General features: G+C 53.8%; 31 protein-coding genes. 8 read left to right on the plus strand and 23 right to left on the minus strand.

All coding sequences use genetic code 11. From position 1 onward, the window contains the following. Positions 1-45: 45 nt before the first annotated feature. The 4 genes from KFE19_04660 (at position 46) to KFE19_04675 (ending at position 2,977) form a co-directional block, all read left to right on the plus strand. The gene (locus tag KFE19_04660) at positions 46-534 is read left to right on the plus strand and encodes a hypothetical protein (protein QUO38806.1); all 489 of its coding nucleotides are present in this window, start codon (positions 46-48) and stop codon (positions 532-534) included. A 64-nt stretch (positions 535-598) separates the two neighbouring features. After that, positions 599-1,195, plus strand: a complete 597-nt coding sequence (locus KFE19_04665; protein ID QUO38807.1) for a hypothetical protein — start codon at positions 599-601, stop codon at positions 1,193-1,195. 105 nt (positions 1,196-1,300) lie between these two features. Further along, the gene (locus KFE19_04670) at positions 1,301-1,681 is read left to right on the plus strand and encodes a hypothetical protein (protein QUO38808.1); all 381 of its coding nucleotides are present in this window, start codon (positions 1,301-1,303) and stop codon (positions 1,679-1,681) included. Between the two features lie 144 nt (positions 1,682-1,825). Further along, positions 1,826-2,977, plus strand: coding sequence for a DUF4317 domain-containing protein (locus KFE19_04675; GenBank protein QUO38809.1), 1,152 nt, complete (start codon positions 1,826-1,828; stop codon positions 2,975-2,977). 67 nt (positions 2,978-3,044) lie between these two features. On the opposite strand, the gene KFE19_04680 is transcribed toward KFE19_04675, so the two are convergent. Continuing rightward, positions 3,045-3,344, minus strand: a complete 300-nt coding sequence (locus tag KFE19_04680; GenBank protein QUO38810.1) for a hypothetical protein — start codon at positions 3,342-3,344, stop codon at positions 3,045-3,047. Positions 3,345-3,602: 258 nt separating this feature from the next. Between KFE19_04680 and KFE19_04685 the strand changes: the two genes are divergently transcribed. Beyond that, a complete protein-coding gene (locus KFE19_04685) occupies positions 3,603-5,651 on the plus strand; it encodes an ATP-dependent DNA helicase (protein ID QUO39521.1) in 2,049 nt (682 codons plus the stop codon). Positions 5,652-5,761: 110 nt separating this feature from the next. On the opposite strand, the gene KFE19_04690 is transcribed toward KFE19_04685, so the two are convergent. Beyond that, positions 5,762-6,070 carry a helix-turn-helix transcriptional regulator gene (locus KFE19_04690; protein ID QUO38811.1) on the minus strand — a complete coding sequence of 103 codons (309 nt, stop codon included), beginning with the start codon at positions 6,068-6,070 and terminating at the stop codon, positions 5,762-5,764. Between the two features lie 140 nt (positions 6,071-6,210). Between KFE19_04690 and KFE19_04695 the strand changes: the two genes are divergently transcribed. After that, on the plus strand, positions 6,211-6,678 hold the full coding sequence (locus KFE19_04695; GenBank protein QUO38812.1) for a hypothetical protein: 468 nt from the start codon (positions 6,211-6,213) through the stop codon (positions 6,676-6,678). Positions 6,679-6,834: 156 nt separating this feature from the next. Continuing rightward, positions 6,835-7,044 carry an IreB family regulatory phosphoprotein gene (locus tag KFE19_04700; protein QUO38813.1) on the plus strand — a complete coding sequence of 70 codons (210 nt, stop codon included), beginning with the start codon at positions 6,835-6,837 and terminating at the stop codon, positions 7,042-7,044. A 53-nt stretch (positions 7,045-7,097) separates the two neighbouring features. Here the strand turns inward: KFE19_04700 and KFE19_04705 are convergent, their stop codons facing one another. The 21 genes from KFE19_04705 to KFE19_04805 all read right to left on the minus strand — a co-directional run bounded on the left by KFE19_04705 (position 7,098) and on the right by KFE19_04805 (position 17,935). After that, positions 7,098-8,501 carry an HD domain-containing protein gene (locus tag KFE19_04705; protein QUO38814.1) on the minus strand — a complete coding sequence of 468 codons (1,404 nt, stop codon included), beginning with the start codon at positions 8,499-8,501 and terminating at the stop codon, positions 7,098-7,100. A 1-nt stretch (position 8,502) separates the two neighbouring features. Beyond that, a complete protein-coding gene (locus tag KFE19_04710; GenBank protein QUO38815.1) occupies positions 8,503-8,826 on the minus strand; it encodes a hypothetical protein in 324 nt (107 codons plus the stop codon). Beyond that, positions 8,823-9,095 (minus strand): hypothetical protein, encoded by a 273-nt coding sequence (locus KFE19_04715; GenBank protein ID QUO38816.1) that lies wholly within the window; start codon positions 9,093-9,095, stop codon positions 8,823-8,825. Before KFE19_04715 ends, KFE19_04710 begins: the two co-directional genes overlap by 4 nt. Then, positions 9,058-9,525, minus strand: a complete 468-nt coding sequence (locus KFE19_04720) for a DUF4406 domain-containing protein (protein ID QUO38817.1) — start codon at positions 9,523-9,525, stop codon at positions 9,058-9,060. The genes KFE19_04715 and KFE19_04720 overlap by 38 nt, the downstream gene beginning before the upstream one ends. After that, complete coding sequence (locus KFE19_04725; protein QUO38818.1) at positions 9,506-10,315, minus strand: hypothetical protein; 810 nt, start codon at positions 10,313-10,315, stop codon at positions 9,506-9,508. Before KFE19_04725 ends, KFE19_04720 begins: the two co-directional genes overlap by 20 nt. A 164-nt stretch (positions 10,316-10,479) precedes the next feature. Next, positions 10,480-10,878: a DUF4262 domain-containing protein gene (locus KFE19_04730; protein ID QUO38819.1), complete on the minus strand. Its 399-nt coding sequence runs from the start codon at positions 10,876-10,878 to the stop codon at positions 10,480-10,482. Further along, complete coding sequence (locus KFE19_04735) at positions 10,875-11,330, minus strand: hypothetical protein (GenBank protein ID QUO38820.1); 456 nt, start codon at positions 11,328-11,330, stop codon at positions 10,875-10,877. Before KFE19_04735 ends, KFE19_04730 begins: the two co-directional genes overlap by 4 nt. Before the next feature lie 298 nt (positions 11,331-11,628). Next, positions 11,629-11,952 carry a type II toxin-antitoxin system RelE/ParE family toxin gene (locus KFE19_04740; protein ID QUO38821.1) on the minus strand — a complete coding sequence of 108 codons (324 nt, stop codon included), beginning with the start codon at positions 11,950-11,952 and terminating at the stop codon, positions 11,629-11,631. Then, on the minus strand, positions 11,949-12,254 hold the full coding sequence (locus tag KFE19_04745) for a type II toxin-antitoxin system RelB/DinJ family antitoxin (GenBank protein QUO38822.1): 306 nt from the start codon (positions 12,252-12,254) through the stop codon (positions 11,949-11,951). The genes KFE19_04740 and KFE19_04745 overlap by 4 nt, the downstream gene beginning before the upstream one ends. 131 nt (positions 12,255-12,385) lie before the next feature. Further along, entirely contained in the window at positions 12,386-12,817 is a 432-nt protein-coding gene (locus tag KFE19_04750) for a hypothetical protein (protein QUO38823.1), read from the minus strand. Continuing rightward, positions 12,814-13,173, minus strand: a complete 360-nt coding sequence (locus KFE19_04755) for a hypothetical protein (protein QUO38824.1) — start codon at positions 13,171-13,173, stop codon at positions 12,814-12,816. The genes KFE19_04750 and KFE19_04755 overlap by 4 nt, the downstream gene beginning before the upstream one ends. A 376-nt stretch (positions 13,174-13,549) precedes the next feature. Next, entirely contained in the window at positions 13,550-13,906 is a 357-nt protein-coding gene (locus KFE19_04760) for a hypothetical protein (GenBank protein QUO38825.1), read from the minus strand. Continuing rightward, on the minus strand, positions 13,903-14,238 hold the full coding sequence (locus tag KFE19_04765; GenBank protein QUO38826.1) for a hypothetical protein: 336 nt from the start codon (positions 14,236-14,238) through the stop codon (positions 13,903-13,905). Before KFE19_04765 ends, KFE19_04760 begins: the two co-directional genes overlap by 4 nt. Further along, positions 14,238-14,807 carry a hypothetical protein gene (locus tag KFE19_04770; protein QUO38827.1) on the minus strand — a complete coding sequence of 190 codons (570 nt, stop codon included), beginning with the start codon at positions 14,805-14,807 and terminating at the stop codon, positions 14,238-14,240. Before KFE19_04770 ends, KFE19_04765 begins: the two co-directional genes overlap by 1 nt. Beyond that, positions 14,804-15,718 (minus strand): hypothetical protein, encoded by a 915-nt coding sequence (locus KFE19_04775; GenBank protein QUO38828.1) that lies wholly within the window; start codon positions 15,716-15,718, stop codon positions 14,804-14,806. The genes KFE19_04770 and KFE19_04775 overlap by 4 nt, the downstream gene beginning before the upstream one ends. Positions 15,719-15,786: 68 nt before the next feature. Beyond that, positions 15,787-15,984 (minus strand): hypothetical protein, encoded by a 198-nt coding sequence (locus KFE19_04780; GenBank protein ID QUO38829.1) that lies wholly within the window; start codon positions 15,982-15,984, stop codon positions 15,787-15,789. Beyond that, on the minus strand, positions 15,981-16,460 hold the full coding sequence (locus KFE19_04785; GenBank protein QUO38830.1) for an NADAR family protein: 480 nt from the start codon (positions 16,458-16,460) through the stop codon (positions 15,981-15,983). Before KFE19_04785 ends, KFE19_04780 begins: the two co-directional genes overlap by 4 nt. Further along, entirely contained in the window at positions 16,453-16,860 is a 408-nt protein-coding gene (locus KFE19_04790; protein QUO38831.1) for a hypothetical protein, read from the minus strand. Before KFE19_04790 ends, KFE19_04785 begins: the two co-directional genes overlap by 8 nt. Next, the gene (locus KFE19_04795) at positions 16,857-17,192 is read right to left on the minus strand and encodes a hypothetical protein (protein ID QUO38832.1); all 336 of its coding nucleotides are present in this window, start codon (positions 17,190-17,192) and stop codon (positions 16,857-16,859) included. Before KFE19_04795 ends, KFE19_04790 begins: the two co-directional genes overlap by 4 nt. Positions 17,193-17,198: 6 nt before the next feature. Further along, a complete protein-coding gene (locus KFE19_04800; GenBank protein QUO38833.1) occupies positions 17,199-17,696 on the minus strand; it encodes a hypothetical protein in 498 nt (165 codons plus the stop codon). A gap of 2 nt (positions 17,697-17,698) precedes the next feature. After that, positions 17,699-17,935 (minus strand): hypothetical protein, encoded by a 237-nt coding sequence (locus KFE19_04805; GenBank protein ID QUO38834.1) that lies wholly within the window; start codon positions 17,933-17,935, stop codon positions 17,699-17,701. A 566-nt stretch (positions 17,936-18,501) separates the two neighbouring features. Here KFE19_04805 and KFE19_04810 point away from each other — a divergent pair. Beyond that, positions 18,502-18,681, plus strand: coding sequence for a hypothetical protein (locus tag KFE19_04810; protein ID QUO38835.1), 180 nt, complete (start codon positions 18,502-18,504; stop codon positions 18,679-18,681). Positions 18,682-18,785 lie beyond the last annotated feature (104 nt).

Below are 18,785 nucleotides of genomic sequence, written 5' to 3' on the forward strand. Positions count from 1 at the left end.
CGACCACAACCGCCCCTACGCCGGCCCGGTCCCTCCCAGTACTATATGCCGGTCTTTCATGGGAACCTGGAGTTCCGTGGGCCTCTGCCACAAGATCCCATTGCCCGCAGAGCCAGCATTCTGGAAAACTTCTTCGCCCTATATAACCGTGATGACCGTCCGAACCCCAAGACCAGCCGCAGCATGTCGGTTGGGGATGTGGTTAAACTGGACGGTCAGTTTTATCTCTGCGCCCCCACGTGCTTCACTCAGGTTGACTTCAAATCGGTGGAATTGAACGGCCCGGTGGCCAGACTGGTCACGCCGGATGGCTCCACACTCGAAGTCAGTGTATTTCCAAATGATGATTTTCCCTGCATCAACATCGACCTGCTCCAGAAAGACGGCAGTTCGGAGCGCGTCTGCTTTGTGGAACACAACCCTGAGAAGGCACCTGGACACCAGCTTCATATCGGCGTCTATTGCTCCACGGAGGAAGACACCGTCTACTACGACAGCTATGTCAGAACAGAGGAGAAGGTCTATGAGGTATGAGCAAACAGGCGAATAAATACATCACACCTGAAGCCTTCGAGTCTGTCCGGGGGGAAGATATAACATGGGACAACTGAAGGATCTTACCGGGCAGAAGTTCGGGAAGCTGACCGTCCTCAGGCGGGCGGAAGATAGAAAGCGTGGACGGCCCATGTGGCTTTGCCAATGTGAGTGTGGAAATCAGACTGTAGTTTCTTCCACCAGGCTCCTGCTGCCGAACGGGACACGGTCCTGCGGCTGTCTCAGGCACCAACCATCGAATAATCTGGTGGACCTCACAGGCAAGGTTTTCGGGCATCTGACGGTGCTGCGTCGGGACGAATCGGTCACCGGCGGCAAGGCAAAGTGGATTTGCCGGTGCACCTGCGGCAACACTGTCTCTGTTTTCTCCAGCAGCCTCAGAAGTGGGAAAACAAAATCATGCGGCTGCCGCAGCGCACCGCTCAAACACGATCTGACGGGGCAAGAATTTGGATATCTCCTTGTACTCGGCCGGGTCTACAACCCGAAGATCAAAAGCAAAGAGGTGCGCTGGAAATGCCTTTGCCGGAACTGCGGGCGTATCGTTCAGGTGAGCAGCTACTGGCTCAGGATCAGCGACCCTTATGGTCACTGCAAATGCACCCGGTTCCACAAACCTAATCAGGACGAGCAAGATTGACGTTTCTTTTGGTGGGGCAGCCCTTGTAAGGACTGCCCCGCCATTCATCCATGCGGAAACCGTATCCGGATGACATTATTATCTACTATTTGGGAGGAACAAAAAATGTCGAAGAAAGATGACGCCATAGAGCAGCTGCGCCAGCGAAAGATTGCGATGCCGGATGTCGCGCCGCCTGTGCATGATGGCCTTTGGGACCTCCCCGGCTTTGTGGAGGCGAGAGAATATTTTCATCGCAGGGGACTTACAGGCACCTGGGTAGACACGGTGATTGACCCATCTGACAAATGGGCGTGCTTTGAGCGTCCCGGAAAGTCGTACTATCGGAGCGAATGTCCGGCATTTGAGGGCTTCTGGCTGGATGGCGGATGCGGCTCAGTCCAGTGCCGAAACGTTCCCTTCCTTGTCCCGGGATTGCATTGGGATAACACCTGCAGTAAAAATCCGGAGCTGTGCCCGTTTTATAAAAAAGAGGAAGAAGCTTGAACAAGATGGCCGCTTGCAAGGGAAAACGTGCGGTTCAAAACACGGCCAGAACTGTCATTGCTTTTTGACGCCATATCGGCTAAAATAGGACACGCCGCCTTCGTACGCGCGGTTAAATCCAACGACTTCAAGAGGAGTATCAGCATGACAGTGAAAGAGCTGGGCGAGCTTCGCCGCCGTCTTCGTCCCGATAAAAACGCCATCAGCCGTATCTACGGGTGCTATGTAAACAGCAGCAGGGAGATCATCTCCTACCTGGACGAATCTCTGGGCACCATGCCCCAGGACGAGTCAGAAAAGTATCTGAGCCTTCTGAAGAAAGGACTCTCCGGCGGACTGGGCCGCAACCTGATCGACATCGTGTTTTCCACAGCGCAGGTAATGGACAGCGACGAGCATCGCCTGCTGACCGCCCTGCGGGATTCTGAGTTAAAGGATGCGGAAGCCCGGAACAGATTCTATCAGACCGTCATTGATTCCCTGGAGATGGAGGACTGCAACTACCTGATCCTCCTGGCCTGCGATGTCTATGATGTGCCGCACCGGAGCAAAGACGACGAGCTTCAGCCAGACGCCTCCGATGAGGTGTTCCGCTACATCCTTTGCAGCATCTGCCCGGTCAAGGACGGGAAACCGGAGCTTGGCTTTTTCTCCGGAGACAATGAGTTCCACAGCTGCATGGCCAGCCAGATCGTCTCACAGCCGGAGCTGGGCTTCCTCTTCCCCGCTTTCGATGACCGGACCGCAAACATCTATAATGCGCTCCTCTATACCAGGACGCCGGACCAGGTACATCACGAGTTCATCGCCGCCGTTTTCCATACGGAACCGCCCCTCTCCGCCGCCGAGCAGCGGGAGGGCTTCCAGGCAGCGCTCAGCGGCGCGCTGGATGACTCCTTCAATATGGAAGTCGTGCAGGCAGTGCATGAGCAGCTCCTCGACAAAATCGAGCAGCATAAGGAGAGCAAAGACCCGGAACCGCTGACAGTTTCCGTCCAGGAGGTTGCCGCCATACTGAAGGGCTGCGGGGTCGCGGACACCCAGGTCGCTGCCTTTGAGGCGCAATGCGGTGAGCAGTTCGGCGACGGCGCTGTTCTGAATCCGGAGAACATCATCGACAGCAAACACTTTGAGGTAAAGACCGCTGACGCCTCTGTCGCTATCGACCCGAAACACAGTTATATTGTTGAGACGCGGATCATCGACGGGCGGAAGTATCTCCTGATCCCTGCCGATGAGGGCGTAGAGGTCAACGGCATGGCAGTTGGAATTGCCGCCGCTGACCGCCGAGCGTAAGCCTTTCTTCTCGCCAACCAGTTAAAAAGGGAGCCTGCCGCACCATGGTGCAGCAGGCTCCCTCAATTTATTTGGAAAAATGTGAAATGAACTCCCGTGACATTTCCGAAAACTCGTCCGACTTCTGAAGGTAGTTCATGATCGCGTCAACCGGGGCACCGTTCGTCTTGACAGTCGCCGTCATCAAAAAAGCTCTGATCCTGGCACCCGGGTACCCGCACCACACGTTAAAGACCAGGTTTCCCTTCTCCTTCATGGACTCGCCAAACTCAACGGTGAATTGGAGCATCTCTTCGCCGTCCAAGCCGATAAAGTGGACAGGCAGTGTAAAGCGAAAACTATCAATCTCTTCCACATTTACTTCCATAAAGTGCATCTATGTATCTCCTTATCAAGCAGTCTTTGTCCTCATCCATCCACCATTCATAGAAACTCATGTGCAAGTTCTACCGGGGTGAGGCACACTTTTTCATAGTAAAAGCAATCCTTGAATAACCAAAAGTCATTCTGTTTCTAATTTTAGTGAAATTTGACAAACTTGTCAACCATCTTCGGTATGGATATCTCCTACACTTCCACAGAATCAGTGTTATAATGGTTGCGAATATATATATAAAGGGGAACAATACTCGTGGCTTATTCCTCCATCTTTGATACGGCTGAAAACCGAAAGCGAAAGTGGGATTCCAGCATCTATGAAATCAGTGAGCGTGTCTCCTCATTCTTCTGGGACAATGCACCGCATCAGTATGGTTTGGAGGCTCGGGAAGGCCAGCAGGATATGGCTTTTGAGATTCTGGACGCCATCCGCGGCTCCTACCATATTGCAGTTGAAGCCGGCGTCGGGATTGGAAAATCCTATGCCTATCTTGTTCCATTGCTTCTATATAATCAGAAAACAAAGCTGCCTGTTGTAATTGCTACATCCACCATCGCCCTCCAAGAGCAGCTGATGGGCGATATTGAGCGAATCAGCCCGATGATCGGTGTCCACCCGGAAGTCCTTTTGGCCAAAGGGCAGACACACTACATCTGCCAAATGCGGGCGACAGACTATTTTGCGACTCCTGAAGGGCAACCGCTTGCACGGCTCAAGCAACTCATTGACGAAGGTTGTCAGGATCGCCGCACCTTCCCTACCCCTATCCCATCCAACGTCTGGGATAAAATCAATGTCGTTCGGTATAGCCGGCGCATCTGCTTTGGGTGTCCGTTTTCAGACCGCTGCCAGTACGCCACACTCCGTGATAATATGAAATACACAAATGGCATTATCCTCTGTAACCAGGATCTCCTCACTGCACATCTCTTTCGAATCAACCGCAGCCAGGACGGCTTGATGAATGAGGAAGTCCAGATGGTAGTGATCGACGAGGCACACAACCTGGAGGATAGAGTAAGGAGCGCGACGACTGAGCGGCATGGCCAGCGACAGCTGATCAATGCAATCAATGCCTCCATTAAATCGGTACGTGGCGAAGATCGGGAATACGTCCTGGAAGAAGCCGACAGCGCAATTCGAGCGGTGCGCGCTCTCTTTCAGAACTTGGATCAACAGGTTCGACAGCAAATAGAAGAGTCAGCACGTGATATGAAGTATGCTGACCGATTCTTTTTCCGCCAAGACAATGGCGCAGTCGAATTGATTCGCTCCGTTTCCGGACAACTGCAGGCACTGTCCAGTTCCATACAGGTCTTTGGAAGCAAAGACCATCACAGGGGGACAGCCTCATCAGCGGCAGACGATTTGGATGCGGCAGCGCAATCCTTCAAGGAACTGGTGGCAAATTACCACAAGCAGCTGATTTGGCTTGAGCGCCGTGGGACGGCGGCAGAATTAGTCTTTTGCCCCAAGAATACCAGAGATATTCTCAGCCAGCTCTACTTCAGAAGTAAAATCCGGACGATCCTAACTTCTGCTACACTGACCTCCGCAACTGATGGAGAATTGGAAGATCAGTATGCCTATTTCCTCCACAATACCGGTTTCCCGATTGATCGGAATGGTGTGTTGTCGGAGCCGAAACCATCTCCCTATCCCTATGATGAACACGCCATGATTTATTTTTGCGACGACCTTCCCCATCCCACCCGGGAGCATGATTCTTTTATCGAGGAAGGTGTGGAACGTCTGGTTCAAATCCTGAATATCTCTTGCGGTAAGGCGCTGGTTCTCTTTACATCCAAAACGGACATGGAGGAAGTCTATGCCGCGCTCCAGAACAGGGACCTGCCTTTCCATATCCTTGTTCAGCAAAGCGGCTCCTCCCAAGAGCGCGTACTCCAGGCATTCCGGGAGGATACCAATTCCGTTCTCCTGGGCACCGGAGCATACTGGGAGGGCATCAGCATAGAGGGCAAGAGCCTTTCCAACCTGGTCATCTTCCGGCTCCCGTTCCCAGTCCCCGATCCTATCATCGAGTATAAGGCTTCGATTGCCAAGGATCCCTTAATGGATGTTCGTGTACCTGAAATGATTATCAAGCTGAAGCAGGGCATCGGGCGGCTAATCCGAAATTATACCGACACAGGCATTGTATCCATCATTGACAGCCGTCTCAGAGATACACATCCGGAGCGATACCACGACATCACTTGGAACTCGCTGCCTATCCATCGTCGTACCACCGATATTCAGGAGGCAGCGCGATTCTACCATGAGGTCTGCGGCTAATTTTTCCCCTATGTCGCAGCCGTTGCCCCCTTACCTGCTGTAATAAGGAAACAGCCCCGCGCCGGCTCATGGAATGTGAGCGGCGCGGGGTCCTACTTTTTATTTTCAAATCATCGTTTCAGATTTTTGGCAATGGAAATCAAACTGTCCAACTGCTCGTTGTTGAGCCCCTTTGTGGCTTCCAGCAGTTCCCTCGATTTTACAGGGTTGGTACTGCCAATATCAAAGAACTCCATCGGAGAAACACCCAGGAAATCACATATATAGAAGAAGACAGTCATAGAGGGGAAACTGACACCTGTCTCGATATTATTGATATAGCTGGAGCTTTGCCCGATGGATAGGCTCATATCACGGGCGGAAACTCCCTTATTCATCCGGAGCTCCACCAGCCGTTTGATAAAATCCGCTTGTTCCATACCTACCTCCACCTCTTTTCTATATGATTCTACTATATGGAGGCGTTCATTCTGTCCAAATTATTCATTCATCGCTCTTGATGTGCATGATTAAAATAGGTATAATATCGGAAATACCTATTTTACTTGGACGGCGCGACATGGAACACGAAAGAACCTGTTTTTTCATCGGGCACCGCGAGGCCAACGAGCGTGTCCTGCCAGCCCTTGAGCAGGCAGTGGAGCAGCTGATTGTGGAGTCTGGCGTAACCGATTTTGTGGTAGGGCATTACGGTGCCTTCGACGGCATGGCCGCCAAGGTCATAAAGGCAGCAAAAAAGCGCCACCCTGAGGTGACGCTGACTCTGCTGCTGCCCTACCATCCATTTGACCGTCCCATCCCTGTTCCAAAAGGATATGACAGCACTTTTTATCCCCCGGGCATGGAAAATGTGCCGAAAAAGTATGCCATCGTCCGCGCAAACCGCTATATGGTGGATCACAGCGGCTATTTGATCGCTTTTACCTGGCACGCTGCCAGCAATTCCCGTGAGCTCGTGGAATACGCCCGCCGGCGGGAGGAGAAGGGCCTGATCCACGTCCAAAACCTTGCGGATGTGGTCAGATGATCGGCCTACACAGCTCAGTTGGCAACAGATGGCCTTGGTTTTCCCTCCGGGACTTCCCTTTCTGTCAAAATATGATACAATAGGGTTTAGATTTTTGGTGGCATTCGTCAACCAGTAATATAGGGGCAACGAAAGAGGAAAGCGAGCGCAGGCTGCATGACGGACGGGGAAAGGCTGAAAATCATATATTCGGCGCTCCGGGAGCGGGGCTACGCTCCCGTCAACCAAATCGTCGGCTTTATTCTGTCCGGCGATCCGACCTATATCACCAACCACAACGGCGCCAGGAGTTTGGCCGGCCGAATCAATCGGAATGAGCTTTTAAGTGAAATCGTCACCGCCTACATGGAGCAGTTTACTGACTGACCAGGCAAAAACCGGGGCAGGGATCCCATCAAGGATCTCTGCCCCGGCTCTTTTCACTTCGCCGGAAATTCCATATCCAGCGGCGTCAGGAGATCTTCCTCCAGCAGACAGCCGGCAACCAACGGCAGCCGGCGTGCGTATTGTGTACGAAGCATGCGGTAATCAAGCCCATTGAACCGCACCCGGTCCAGGGCATCCATGTCCTTGCAGATGTGATAGAGATGGACGGCATGCTCTTTCTCTTTCCTGGACAGGCCAGGCTCGGCCGTGATTGCCGCAATACCCTCGCCGTCATCACGGCAGTGATGGGCGATGATCAGTTCAGCAATCCGATACTCCTTCCGGCTCAGCCGGATCCCGCGCAGCCGGATGCCGCGCTTGTGGATCAATTCAACGGACCGCTCGCCATGTGTCGCATCCGCATTTTCATTCAGCCGGCCCAAATCGTGCAGTAAACTGAAATAAATTAGGATCTGGCGGTCTGACTCCGTCAGTGGGTCGCCGGAGTTATAGAAGTAGATAAGTGTGAGAAACAACACGCGCAGGACGTGCAGCAGACCGTGGAGCTGAAAGAGTTTTTCCTGCTGGTAGCCCAAAGCCCGCGCTTGGCGCCCAAAGTCGAGATAGGCCTGCAGGGCCGGTGCCATAAGTCGGGGCACGGTTTCTACCACAGCAGGGATCATGTCCTCATACCGATACTCCGTTACGGTGCCGGGAAAGATAACAACTTCATTTTCTTCGGCGTAGGAGGGGTAGTGGGCCACAATCTGCTCCGGCCGCACCCTGGCCACCGCAACCTTGGTGCCCTGACCGGAGTGGATGGCAAACCATAGCGCGTTTCCCGGGTGGGTGGTCCAGGAGATCGCCTGTTCCGGCGGCAGAGACAGCGCGCCCATACCGCGGTAGATCGTGATAAGGCCATCCGGCTCCAGCGCAGGAAGGCGGGGCGGCGGGGCATACCGGAACACTTCCCTCAGCACTGGCAAGGACCACATTCCATTGGCGTAGTCGATCCGCTTATAAATGCCGTGCCAGACCGAAAACACAGTTTCATGGGGTATGGTCTTATACCGCCGCTGGAAGTCATAAATCAGCATTGACAGCGGAACGTCTTTCAGGTAGAACCCGCGCCAATCCTGTTCAGCCAGTGTTCTGCAAATGCCTCCCTGCCGGGCCAGCTTCTGAAACTGCGCCTGGCCGGGGCCGCGGATGAATTCTCTCTGCAGAATGATGTCCGCATACAGGCCCAGATCATAGTCGGCATAGCAGGTGTTAAAGATCTTCCTCGTTGGATCATGCATAACCTTCTCGATACTCAGGCCATATGCGGAAAGCGCGTCGGACAATTCCGCATAGGTGAGGCCATCTTGTGTGCAGGCGGCGACAATCTCCTCTGTCAGCGGCTCAAACCGCGTCATCACGCCGCGCACCTCTCGGATCAAACCAGCATTTTGCATATCACTTCCCCCCTGCCCGACGGTGCCTGTAGAGGTCTCGCGGCTTTCTGCGCGGATTGCGGCTGCAATTCCAGCAGCAGTCCATGTCTCGGCTGGCCGCCTCATGGACGCAGCCCGTGCAGCCAACACCGTCCGCGACGAGGAAGTAGTCCGCTGCAGCCTGTGGGTCGATGGGCTGTTCGTACTCGATGTAGCCCCAAGCCTCCCGGCCCACCTCCTCGCAGTAAGTCTTGCTGTCGAAGTTGAAAACTTCCTTGACTGCATTCCCTTGCGGTTTTGGGAACGTCCCCGGCCCTATCGGGCGTTGCGTGCTGTAGTACCTCATGGCTGTGTCTCCTCTCTCGCTGCGGGGAATAAGTCTTTCCCGCAAGACCCCTGTGCAAAATCCGAGTTTACAACTGCGCCCTCCGAAATGCGGTAGATGTGGCGAGTCGTGTAATAATTTCCAAGCCGGTCGCGGTTCCTGTGCTGTATAACCTCGACTTCATCATCCGAAATCCGTCGGCGCTCATAAGACTTGGTGATTTTCCCATCAATCTCAATACAGATGATTAACTCATCCGGTGTGCTGACTGCCGTAAACTCTTTCATCATCAACATTCTCCTCCGCGTGGTTATCTTCTAATGTAGGGCTGCTCTGGTATTCGGCGAGGGCTCCGACGTACCGAACTGGGATGCCAAGGTTCTCCGCCAAAGCGATTTCGCCAGCCATTCCGCTGCTGATCCTCCCACCGCAGACCCAGACCTCCTGGCAGACCGACAACAGGCGGTGCCCCAGCTTGAGGCCAATGGCCCGCTGCTCTGGGTCCGAATCATCCAGTATCTGGGGATAAAGCAGATGCGGCGCAATCGGCGTGCAGCCCTGCTGAATGGCATAACGACAGCACTGGATGGCAAATTGTGTGTTGCTCTGAATGTCCCCGGCATATGGGGACGCGATATAGACGAGCTGACTGCTGGAGATACAGTCTCTTCGATGTATCTCCTCATGCTGAGAGTTATTTTCATTGCTTCCGTGGTGCATGGCGGTTTCTCCCTTCTGCAAAGATTTGATCCACTCTTCGCCAGATCCCGTACATAGGCTCATCCAACATTTTGAGTGTTTCATCGCTTTTATTCCGCACAGTGCCAAAGGACATCGGGGCACGCCAGACCCACTTCCCCCAGAGATAAGCCGGCGTATACCAGCGGTCATACTCCTTCATCTCAATAATTTCCCCATGCACGACAACAGCAGGGATCCCGTAGAGGGATAGTTGGATATAGGTCATCTGAACGCAGCGGGTATCCACATCTGTTGCCTGTATCACCAGTTGTTCGGATGGATTGCCTCCTTTATCCGCGAACTTCTGCACTGCTCCCAACAGAAGGATACCGCTGCCGCAGGTGCAGTCGTTCAACGTAAGGTAGCCCTCTGGTGGCAGTTCTGTTCTACGGCACGTTGTAAGCTGCCCCAACAAATCTGCAATCCCCCACGGTGAGAAGTCCTGTTTGAGCGCATTGTTGTTAGCCCGGCATTCCAGATAAATAGCGCCGAGAAGGTCAGGATAAATCCCTTGACTTACGTTCCCTGCTGCAATTTGCGAGAGTTTTTGAAAGGTTTGGGAAAATGCCTCCCGTTCTTCTAAAGAATATCTCTCCAACAACGTCCGCAGTTCCTCTGCCCTTTCCAGATGTACCGGATCGGTTAAGGTACTGATCTCAAGTGCGCAAAAGGAGATAAAGTCCCTGAGCACGTCATTCTCACTGATCCTTCCACGGGTAATTTTGATTGTTTCCATCAACATGTCTTTGAATTTCTTGCTGCCATCCATATGCACCCTCCTTAAAATGAATGGTACCCGGGACGCGCGAGCGCACCCCGGGGTACGATTTTACAGCCGATACTCAAATGTGGCAGTCCGCCGAAACCAATACGGCATCTTCCAACAGAAATGCGATTTAGATAAGAAATCCGCTACATGAATCCTGTGAGGCATTAAGACCTCTGCCGGATAATCTGCGCCATTTCACGCTTTTCGCCCTCACTGAGTTGCTCCGCATAGCCGGGCTCGCAGCCGGGCTCCCATGGGTATTTCCCGTCCGGGTCACAGACCAGAACACGCATCACCCGGGAAAAGCAAGAGTCCGGCACCGCCGGCGTTGTCTCGAAGAAATAGACCGGGAGTGTGAATATGTCGTCCACCCTGTCGCCAGACCGATAGCACTTGCCCTTTTCTGTAATCTCCAGGCCGAGCAGATTGAGAATCATCTGCGCCTTTTCCTGGGGTACAGGCAGGTTCAGTTCCAGTTCCAGGCTGCCATGCCGATCCAGGCCGTGGGTATGGCTGCTGGGCCGGTCGGCAAGGATATAGTGAATGATCCAATCAGGTTTCATGTTTTCTCACCCTCTTTCTCCGGCTCATGCCAGGCATTGCGCGCCAGCAGTGTGTCCGCCGGCAGAATCCCCATCAGCAGTAGCCGGATGGCCGTCTGGTACCCGACCAGGTAAGCCTGGTCCAATTCCGAGGTCATCCGGCAGTTCAGGCAGTCTTCATACCGGTCAAATTGTCTCTGGCCCTCTCTGTCCAGCATCTGGCGGATCTGCTCCTGCAGCTGAAGGATCTCCTGGTCCTCTTTTCTCAGTTCCTCGCTTTCGTGGGCCGTGGCCTCCTCATAGGCGTCCCAGCCACCGTCAATGAGTTCCTGAAAAAAACGGGCGATCTCCGCCCGCTCCGGGGGATGGTTCCCAACGGCCTGCGCCAGTTGGCAGATCGCCTGCTCCAGCGCCAGATGATGCTGCTGCATGACGGCCCGCAGAGAACCGCCCGCGTTTAGATCTTTTCGCATTGTAATGCACCTCCTATTCTTTTGCGCTCTGCTGTCTTTGTCTGTATATAAAAACAAGCGCATGGATCCGCTGCGATCCATGCGCTTGGTGCCTTTTCGGCGCGGAATATCAAATTGTGAGCCTGCTTAGGCCGTAATAAAACGAAAAAAGCTCCCAAAGGCCATTTGACCTCTGGGAGCTGTGAAACACGGTTACTGTGTCTGCCGGCGGCAAACAACGGATACTGTATGGTTGTATTATAGCGGATTGGTCAGTGGATTGCAAGCATCTCCTTGCCGTCACCCCTATATGGATGCTTTATTCCGGCTCTTCAGCGCCAAACAGATGCACCAGATAGTCCGTCCGGCCATCCAAGACCCGGATCACCTCAATTCCGCTTTCAGTAACCTTGTAGAAGACCAACTGCTTACTGATAACAAGGAACCGAATATCCTCCGGAACGCCGTCGTACCTACTGGATAGCGGAGTCCCCATATATGGATTATCCTTCAAAAGGGACACACCTGCAAGAATTTTCGATTTGAGTCTATTCGCCGCACTACGGTTTTTGAGCACATCAGCTATATAATCTGAAGGCTTGCCGATGTCTGAAATAGCAGCCGGCCTATACTGCAGTTTCACAGTTCAGTCACTCCAAGCAGGCGGTATGCTTCCGCTTCATCAATGAGTTCCCCAGAGTTCTCGCCAGCTTCCAGTTCCTTCATCAACCGTTCCATCGCCCTCGCTTTGATTAGCTCCGCATTCTCCTCGTTTACCTGGAAAGGGAACCCTCCGGCGTTGATGGACTGCTGGATGAAGATATTCAGAGCCTGTGTCAGCGTCAGGCCATTTTTCGCATAGACATCCTCTACCTGTTTTTTTATCTCCGGATTGATACGGAAACGGAACATATCCGTCTTGGGCGCCGATACAATGTTTTCCATGTCCGATCCCTCCCATATATTCTTCTGCTTTTAGTATAGCCAAGCAGAGAAAATAAGTCAACAGGATATAGCAACAATGTCGCTACATCCTGTTGTGGCCTGTGGTATTCGCCCCTGTTTGGCTGTGGATCCTACCCCGAGAATTCACTGCACAGCCTGGCCAGCGCTGTGTATTGCCGATCCTGCAGCTTCCGTGCCGTCAGCCGATAAGCACGGGCCGCCTCGGATTGCGCTGTGAGCGGGTGTGCCTGATCTTCGGGCTGGAGCAGCTCATACGCCGCCTGGAGCGCCTGGGCTGTCTCTTGGAAGATTTTCTCTTTCTCAGGCGCCTCCAGCGCATGGCGGTATCGCTCAAGGCTCGGGTGATGCCCCTTCAGGACGGCATATTCGCAGAGCATCCGCAGGATCTCCCGATCCAGTCCCGGCTGTCCTTCCTCCCCATAGACTTTGGAAAGGCTCTCACAGTGCCAGGCGTGATAAGGTACATCATCGTTGCTGCTCTTCGAAGTCAAGTAGACCCGGCCCCGCCGGATGCTGACCGCTCGAATATACTCTGTACTCATCCCTCAGTCATCTCCTGTTCCAAGAATCTGGCTCCGTCCGCAGTGGGCTGCTCATAGATAAACAGCACGCTGTCGGCAGGCTGCAGTTTCCGCCCTTTCCGGAGGTTGCAGACCACGCCGGCATTGCCCCCTTCTCCAAGGAAGGAGTGGTACGCCGCCTGTGCTGTCAGATTGGCCTTGATGAACTTCAAATAGGTATCCGCCGCCACAAAAAGCGCACGGATCTCCGGCCAGTCCAAATCACAGCCGTCCAGGCAATCTCCCCGGGCGGCGTATTCGGCTTTATCCCCGTTGAACTCCTCTGTGATGTACCTGCGCCCGTCCTTCCGGACGAAAACAACTCTCCTCCGTGTCATGGGGCCTCCTAACCGCATGGCTTTTCTCGCCGCGCAAATGATTTCATCCTCTATCGTATAGGGGAAAGAGTGAACCGGGTCAGACAGGTTCAGCTTGAACGTCTCCCGGTATTGGAACAATCCATAGGTGATGGTTGCCAGGATTTCGCCGGTCCGGCGGTCAACCTGGCCGGAACAGCAACCATAAGCGCTGGCCAGCCGTTTCCCCGTCTGGAACCTGAAGAACGCATATTTCCTGGGTCTTGCCGCCGGCGCTTCCAGCCGCGGCTCTTTGTTTGTTTCAGGCAATTTCAGCCCTCCTCTCCTGATCAATAGGTTGCTTTACACCAGTGGAGCATGGGCGGGATAGCTCCCTGCCCATGCTCCAAACGGTTTTTTATCTCTGCTCCGGCTTCAGCCAGGCAGAAACCTTGTCCTGCAGGAGAGCCGCTGTGGCCGGATCCATCGCTACCTCGACCTCAAAATCCTGTTCTCCCTCCTCTGCCCCACTGTTGTTGGCATAGGTGAAGAACAGGCGGACGCCATGCGTCTTGGTGTTGTAGGCGCAGTAGAGGTTGATGTAGTCATCGTTTTCATCCGTAACCACATGAAGGCCGGAAAAAAACAGATCCACGTTGAACCAGCAAGGGATATAGAAAGTGACGGTATCATCATCTTCCCACTGTGGGTCCTCCAGCTGCAGCTCCGCATCGTTCAGCGGGCGGAGCATGGTGGTGCTTTTGAACGGCTTCACTGGTTGTCCTCCTTTACAGGCGGCTTTCCGGACTCCAGCCAGGACTGCCAGCAGGTCTGGCAGTCAAACTCCCGGCAGTCAAAGTCCGCTTTTGCCTGCTGAAACGGCGGGCACGCCCCGCTGAGCAACTGCGCCAGGCACTCGGTATCCATCTCGGGGGCTCGGATCAACTGCAGACCGGGGCACGCCGCCTGCGGAAGGTGCTCCCCAGGGCCAAGCACCAGCTCGATCACGCGCTCCATCGCCTGGATAAATGCCTTGCGGCTGATCGAATTGCGGTATCGGTCCAGCACTTCACTGGTGATCTGGAGGATCGTGTTGGATTTGTTCATCAGACCGCACCCCCATTCATAGTCCCATCGGTATCGGTGGGCTTGAGGGGCCGCATCTCCTCATAGAGCGCCTGCCGGCGATCCTCTGTGATGACGCCCATCTGCCGGGCCAGGTCGATGGCGCCGATATGCGACCAGTACCATGCCAGGCGCGAGGCGCCAGATGCTTTGGGATCTCTGATATTGCGCGCAGCCTCCTGACGCATGGAGGACAACAGGGTTTCAACACTTTTGCCCGAATCAGACCATGGCATGCCGCAGGAGGGGCAATACGAGAACGGTGGCAAATTGGATCTGCAAACGGGACATTCCTCGTTGCCCGCGACCTCATAGAGCATCACCGTATCACCGGGCGGTTCATCCAACAGGTCCCAACAGCCATTGCCCCCCAGCGTGGCTTCCGAACAGTTGAGGAACAGGACATACTGGCCATTCCACTGCTGGTAGTCTTCAAAGCGGAGGATATCCTGGATTTCATCCAGAGCCAGTTTTCCACGCTTCTTTTTTATTACAATGCAGGGGATATCGTTGTGGTCATACTTTCGTTCCACGGTAATTCCACGTTTCATGCTTTCTGAGCCTCCTCTCTGAATGCTTGCTGCTCTCCTCCGGCATCTGTGCAAATTGCCAGCTGCTTCCATGCTTGGCTGAGTTTCTCAGGATGTGCTGCCAAATACGAAGCGAAATTGAACTCCGTTTTGCTGATCCTGTATGTGAGATTTTCTTTTGCAAGACGGTACTCCGTCCGCGGCTTACTCTCCTTGACATCCCAACGGCTCCCATAGTAGCTGACAACGCCCTCTTTTTTGGTCGGAGTCCATCCATCTTTCATCCGCGAAATCACGAATTCACGCTTAGTCATCACTTTTCCGTCTACCCGGATCAGAACATCCAGTACGGAGGATACCTTTCCAAACCGCATTGCGGTCATCTGATCCGCCCAGCCCAGGTATTTTGCCCTCGCCGCCTGTTCTGCAGCTTTCCGCTGCGCCTCTTTTTGAGTCGCCTTCTCAGCGCGTTCCGCTGCCAAACGGCGGTGTTTCTCCTCTTGTCGGGCGATATAGTCCAGCCGGTGCTGAGCATATCGGTTTCCTCGCTCTGTATCAAACTGTCGGACAAACTCAATGACCGCAGCACCAATGAATTTTCCTTCTACCACACTCTGATCAAAGGTGGTCAAGAAATGCTCCAGCGTGTCATAGCCAACCCGCTCGATTTCCTCCATCATTTTTTCAGGCGTGTACTGCTCCGAATGCCTCATTCTGTACTGGTACAGGAGTCCGTCTTTTCCCCCTTCGAAGAAAAGGTAAAGATCCATCTCCTGCTCCCCGTACTTATTTTTTTCCTCTTTACTTTTATAAAGCGGGCCGGCAATATGCTGCACATCATGCCAGTGGCGGACCACTTTATTCCCATCCACACCATATTCGATCACACGCCGTCGCTCATATGGCGTATCGAGCTGTTCCAGTGTCGGCATCTCTTTGTTCCTCCATACTATTTTTTCATAATGGCCACATGAATTCTGACTGTTCTTTCTGGCATAACTCAGCTCCAGTCAAACACCATCGTGTTCGTATCCCGGTTAGAAAGCGCGCAGTCTCTCTCGTCATCCCCCGCCTCAAAGTCCTTTGACGGAGTATTGTGATAGATCTCCCGTGCCTTCTTCTCAGCCTCCTCATCGCTGTCCGCGTCAAACCACACCGCAATGCGGCGGGTCTGCTCCATAGTGAGGCAATAATTCATGTTCTACCGTCCTCCTTATAACTCGCCATATAATCTGCGCGCAGCTCCATGAGCAAGCGCCCCAGATTGTTCCGGCCGCGCCTGCCTCCACAACGGGAACAGGTGCAGCAGCCCCAATAGTTATCGTGCCAGGTGTTGCCCTCCACCAAGACCGCGCTGCCGGTGGCAAGCAGTTTGGGGATCAGGTCAGGATTTTCGCTGAATTTGTGAACGAGCAGGTTGTGCATGATGGTCCGTTTCCGCGCATCCCAGTCATCCCGCATCCGGATCTGGCGCCCGCGGCGCTTTGCCTGCTCAGGCGTCATGGCCAGAAACTGCGCCCGATCCCGGTGGTCCGCACACTTTGCCGCTTGAAAAGCCGCCTCCACGGAAGGAAAGGTCATGCCGTAGAAGGTCACGCGGCAAGGGTGGAAATTACTCAGGAAAGCGTAAGGGCCAGTGAAACGGTCTATGACCTCCCTGTGCTGATCAGACATCAGCCTCACCGCCTTCTTTTGCCTTCTGTAGCCCCTGCCGCTTGATGTCGGCGTAGCGGCAGCCTGGCCAATTTCCAATGTCACACTGCAGGCAGTTGGTCTGCACACAGTGTTCCTCCAGGCAGTCTCTGCAGAGCGAAGCGCCTACATACTCATAATTCGCCCGGAAGAAAGGCCTGCGGTCCTGCACCAGTTGGATCAAGGGGCGGCCGCACTTTTCGCAGTTTTGCTCCCGCCATTGGACCGGTTCTGCCTTCTCGTATTCGATAGGCTCCCCGCACCTCGGGCAGAAGCGCCATTGGTCGTCATGCTGGTCGGGGGCCGGCAGGGACCGGCCGCAGGTTGAGCACCAATACCGCTGTACAATATTGGGCGCGTCTTGTGTGATTTTCGGGATCATACTCCGATACCTCCCCTATTTTCAGGTTCCAACGGTGTCTTTTCGTTTTTGGGCGGCTCCAGTCCAAATAAGCAGCAGGCATCCCGAAACCCCTGCTCAATTTTTGCCCAGTGTTTACGTGCGGCTGGGTGAAAATAAGACTGCTCTATCCGCACCAAGCACATCCCATGCTCATTCCTCGGGTCATACACACGGAAAACAGTATCACGGACATATTTGCCGTGGAATGTGGTGTGGGCCGTGATATAGCCGGCATGCGGACCGTGCTCATGGTACTCAAGATCTGAAACATAGACCCCTGGAGCCGGCATGAAAGCATAATGGATTTTCATTTTCGCTCAGCCTCCATACGGCCGAAACCGCATCAGCACCTCACCCTGTGGCAAGGGACAGTTAGGGATCCAGGCCATGTGATCTTTGACCTGCCATCTCTCGCTGCTTGCAACCGGCCCCACCTCTTCAAAGATATTCAGCCGGAGCGATTTCCCGTCTAAACTTTGCGTGGACTGGTCAAAGCGCCAGAAGGGCAGGCAGTCGCCCGGTTCATGCAGGGTCAGCGTCACTCCGTCAAGGATCGGCATCAGTTCATCAAGGCCCTGTGTCCTCGCCGTGTAGCGATAGATGGGCGCCTGGGTCTGGGCGCGGATTTCCGCTACAGCCTCCCGGATGATTTCCGGATGCAGCATCGGCTCTCCGCCCGTGAGCATGATGACCTGGTAGGGCGTAAAGTCCCTGCAGACCGGAAGGGATCGGAGATCCCAGTCCCTGTTGCAGCAACCGGGACAGTCCCGGTCACATTCCTCAAAGAGCAGCAGGCGCAGTTTTTCATCCGCCATAGTCACTCCTCCTCGTCATCATCCATCTCGTCCAGGCAGTCCGCCACGTCCGATTCCTGGAGATAGAAGGTCCCCACCAGTTCCTCCTCAGTGAAGCCGGCTCTAAAAAGTTTGTTAATCACTTCATGGGTGTGGCCGCCGGCATCATTGAACATCTGGTCGATCATGGCATTGATCAGTTCTATGGCACGTTTCTCAGAGATGGTTTGCGGTTTTCCAACATTTGTTTCATTGGGCATTTGCTTTTCAACTCCTTTTCTTATTTTTGCGGCTCCGCCGCCTGGGGTATCTATATAAAAAGGCACATGAGCTTGAATGCTCATGTGCCTTGTAACATACTGTTTCAGATGGAATTATGATAGAAAATCCGATGAAAGCAAAAAAGTTCCCAAAGGTCGGCACGACCTCTGGGAACTTTGAAACACAGAAACTGTATTTGCCTCAGGCAAACTGCTGATACTGTATGTCCGTATTATATCTGATTGGTTTGGGAATTGCAAGCAGTTCATGCAGCCAGGCACTGGCCGAACAGGGGCGCAGCGCCAAAAGACGTTACTGCTAAGGAAATCCTCAGGACTACTTCTACGCAAGCCCTCTATTCCCTCTCGTGGGCGCGTTATGAACTGCTCATCAGCAATCGTCAAACTGTCTATAAAACAGATATCGCCCTAATTGCCGAATTCTTATAACCATGCTATCATATGGACTGACAGGGCACAAACGGTGCGCAGTCCGGCCCTGGCTATCTTCCACGCAGCCATCTGCGATGTGGTAGCCCATACACTGATAGAAACGAGGAATAATTGTGAAGACTGATCTGAGACACAACACCGGCGCCGGAAAGCGGGAAGCCTTGTTGGACGGTGTCAAACATATGACTGCTTCTGGGTATGAGCCAGTGATCCTCACCAGCCAGGACGTAGAGGCGGAACTTGACTCGCTTCAAAAACAACCCGGTCCGCCGGACAGCTCCAAAGATGGCTGAAAGCACTCGGCATAGAAGATATCGCAATCCTGGTCGCACCTTCCGTATTCTCCGCGGTGGAACTGGCAACGCAGCGATCCGAGAAAAGTAATTTCTGGCTCGGA

Source organism: Dysosmobacter sp. Marseille-Q4140, from assembly GCA_018228705.1.
In the GTDB taxonomy this organism is placed as follows: Bacteria; Bacillota; Clostridia; order Oscillospirales; family Oscillospiraceae; genus Oscillibacter.

Bases quoted from the DNA above. Each gene is read 5' to 3' on its own strand.
- KFE19_04660 (QUO38806.1), top strand. From the start codon at position 46: ATGCCGGTCTTTCATGGGAACCTGGAGTTCCGTGGGCCTCTGCCACAA.
- KFE19_04665 (QUO38807.1), top strand. From the start codon at position 599: ATGGGACAACTGAAGGATCTTACCGGGCAGAAGTTCGGGAAGCTGACC.
- KFE19_04670 (QUO38808.1), top strand. From the start codon at position 1,301: ATGTCGAAGAAAGATGACGCCATAGAGCAGCTGCGCCAGCGAAAGATT.
- KFE19_04675 (QUO38809.1), top strand. From the start codon at position 1,826: ATGACAGTGAAAGAGCTGGGCGAGCTTCGCCGCCGTCTTCGTCCCGAT.
- KFE19_04680 (QUO38810.1), bottom strand. From the start codon at position 3,344: ATGGAAGTAAATGTGGAAGAGATTGATAGTTTTCGCTTTACACTGCCT.
- KFE19_04690 (QUO38811.1), bottom strand. From the start codon at position 6,070: ATGGAACAAGCGGATTTTATCAAACGGCTGGTGGAGCTCCGGATGAAT.
- KFE19_04695 (QUO38812.1), top strand. From the start codon at position 6,211: ATGGAACACGAAAGAACCTGTTTTTTCATCGGGCACCGCGAGGCCAAC.
- KFE19_04700 (QUO38813.1), top strand. From the start codon at position 6,835: ATGACGGACGGGGAAAGGCTGAAAATCATATATTCGGCGCTCCGGGAG.
- KFE19_04705 (QUO38814.1), bottom strand. From the start codon at position 8,501: ATGCAAAATGCTGGTTTGATCCGAGAGGTGCGCGGCGTGATGACGCGG.
- KFE19_04710 (QUO38815.1), bottom strand. From the start codon at position 8,826: ATGAGGTACTACAGCACGCAACGCCCGATAGGGCCGGGGACGTTCCCA.
- KFE19_04715 (QUO38816.1), bottom strand. From the start codon at position 9,095: ATGATGAAAGAGTTTACGGCAGTCAGCACACCGGATGAGTTAATCATC.
- KFE19_04720 (QUO38817.1), bottom strand. From the start codon at position 9,525: ATGCACCACGGAAGCAATGAAAATAACTCTCAGCATGAGGAGATACAT.
- KFE19_04725 (QUO38818.1), bottom strand. From the start codon at position 10,315: ATGGATGGCAGCAAGAAATTCAAAGACATGTTGATGGAAACAATCAAA.
- KFE19_04730 (QUO38819.1), bottom strand. From the start codon at position 10,878: ATGAAACCTGATTGGATCATTCACTATATCCTTGCCGACCGGCCCAGC.
- KFE19_04735 (QUO38820.1), bottom strand. From the start codon at position 11,330: ATGCGAAAAGATCTAAACGCGGGCGGTTCTCTGCGGGCCGTCATGCAG.
- KFE19_04745 (QUO38822.1), bottom strand. From the start codon at position 12,254: ATGGAAAACATTGTATCGGCGCCCAAGACGGATATGTTCCGTTTCCGT.
- KFE19_04750 (QUO38823.1), bottom strand. From the start codon at position 12,817: ATGAGTACAGAGTATATTCGAGCGGTCAGCATCCGGCGGGGCCGGGTC.
- KFE19_04755 (QUO38824.1), bottom strand. From the start codon at position 13,173: ATGACACGGAGGAGAGTTGTTTTCGTCCGGAAGGACGGGCGCAGGTAC.
- KFE19_04765 (QUO38826.1), bottom strand. From the start codon at position 14,238: ATGAACAAATCCAACACGATCCTCCAGATCACCAGTGAAGTGCTGGAC.
- KFE19_04770 (QUO38827.1), bottom strand. From the start codon at position 14,807: ATGAAACGTGGAATTACCGTGGAACGAAAGTATGACCACAACGATATC.
- KFE19_04775 (QUO38828.1), bottom strand. From the start codon at position 15,718: ATGCCGACACTGGAACAGCTCGATACGCCATATGAGCGACGGCGTGTG.
- KFE19_04780 (QUO38829.1), bottom strand. From the start codon at position 15,984: ATGAATTATTGCCTCACTATGGAGCAGACCCGCCGCATTGCGGTGTGG.
- KFE19_04785 (QUO38830.1), bottom strand. From the start codon at position 16,460: ATGTCTGATCAGCACAGGGAGGTCATAGACCGTTTCACTGGCCCTTAC.
- KFE19_04790 (QUO38831.1), bottom strand. From the start codon at position 16,860: ATGATCCCGAAAATCACACAAGACGCGCCCAATATTGTACAGCGGTAT.
- KFE19_04795 (QUO38832.1), bottom strand. From the start codon at position 17,192: ATGAAAATCCATTATGCTTTCATGCCGGCTCCAGGGGTCTATGTTTCA.
- KFE19_04800 (QUO38833.1), bottom strand. From the start codon at position 17,696: ATGGCGGATGAAAAACTGCGCCTGCTGCTCTTTGAGGAATGTGACCGG.
- KFE19_04805 (QUO38834.1), bottom strand. From the start codon at position 17,935: ATGCCCAATGAAACAAATGTTGGAAAACCGCAAACCATCTCTGAGAAA.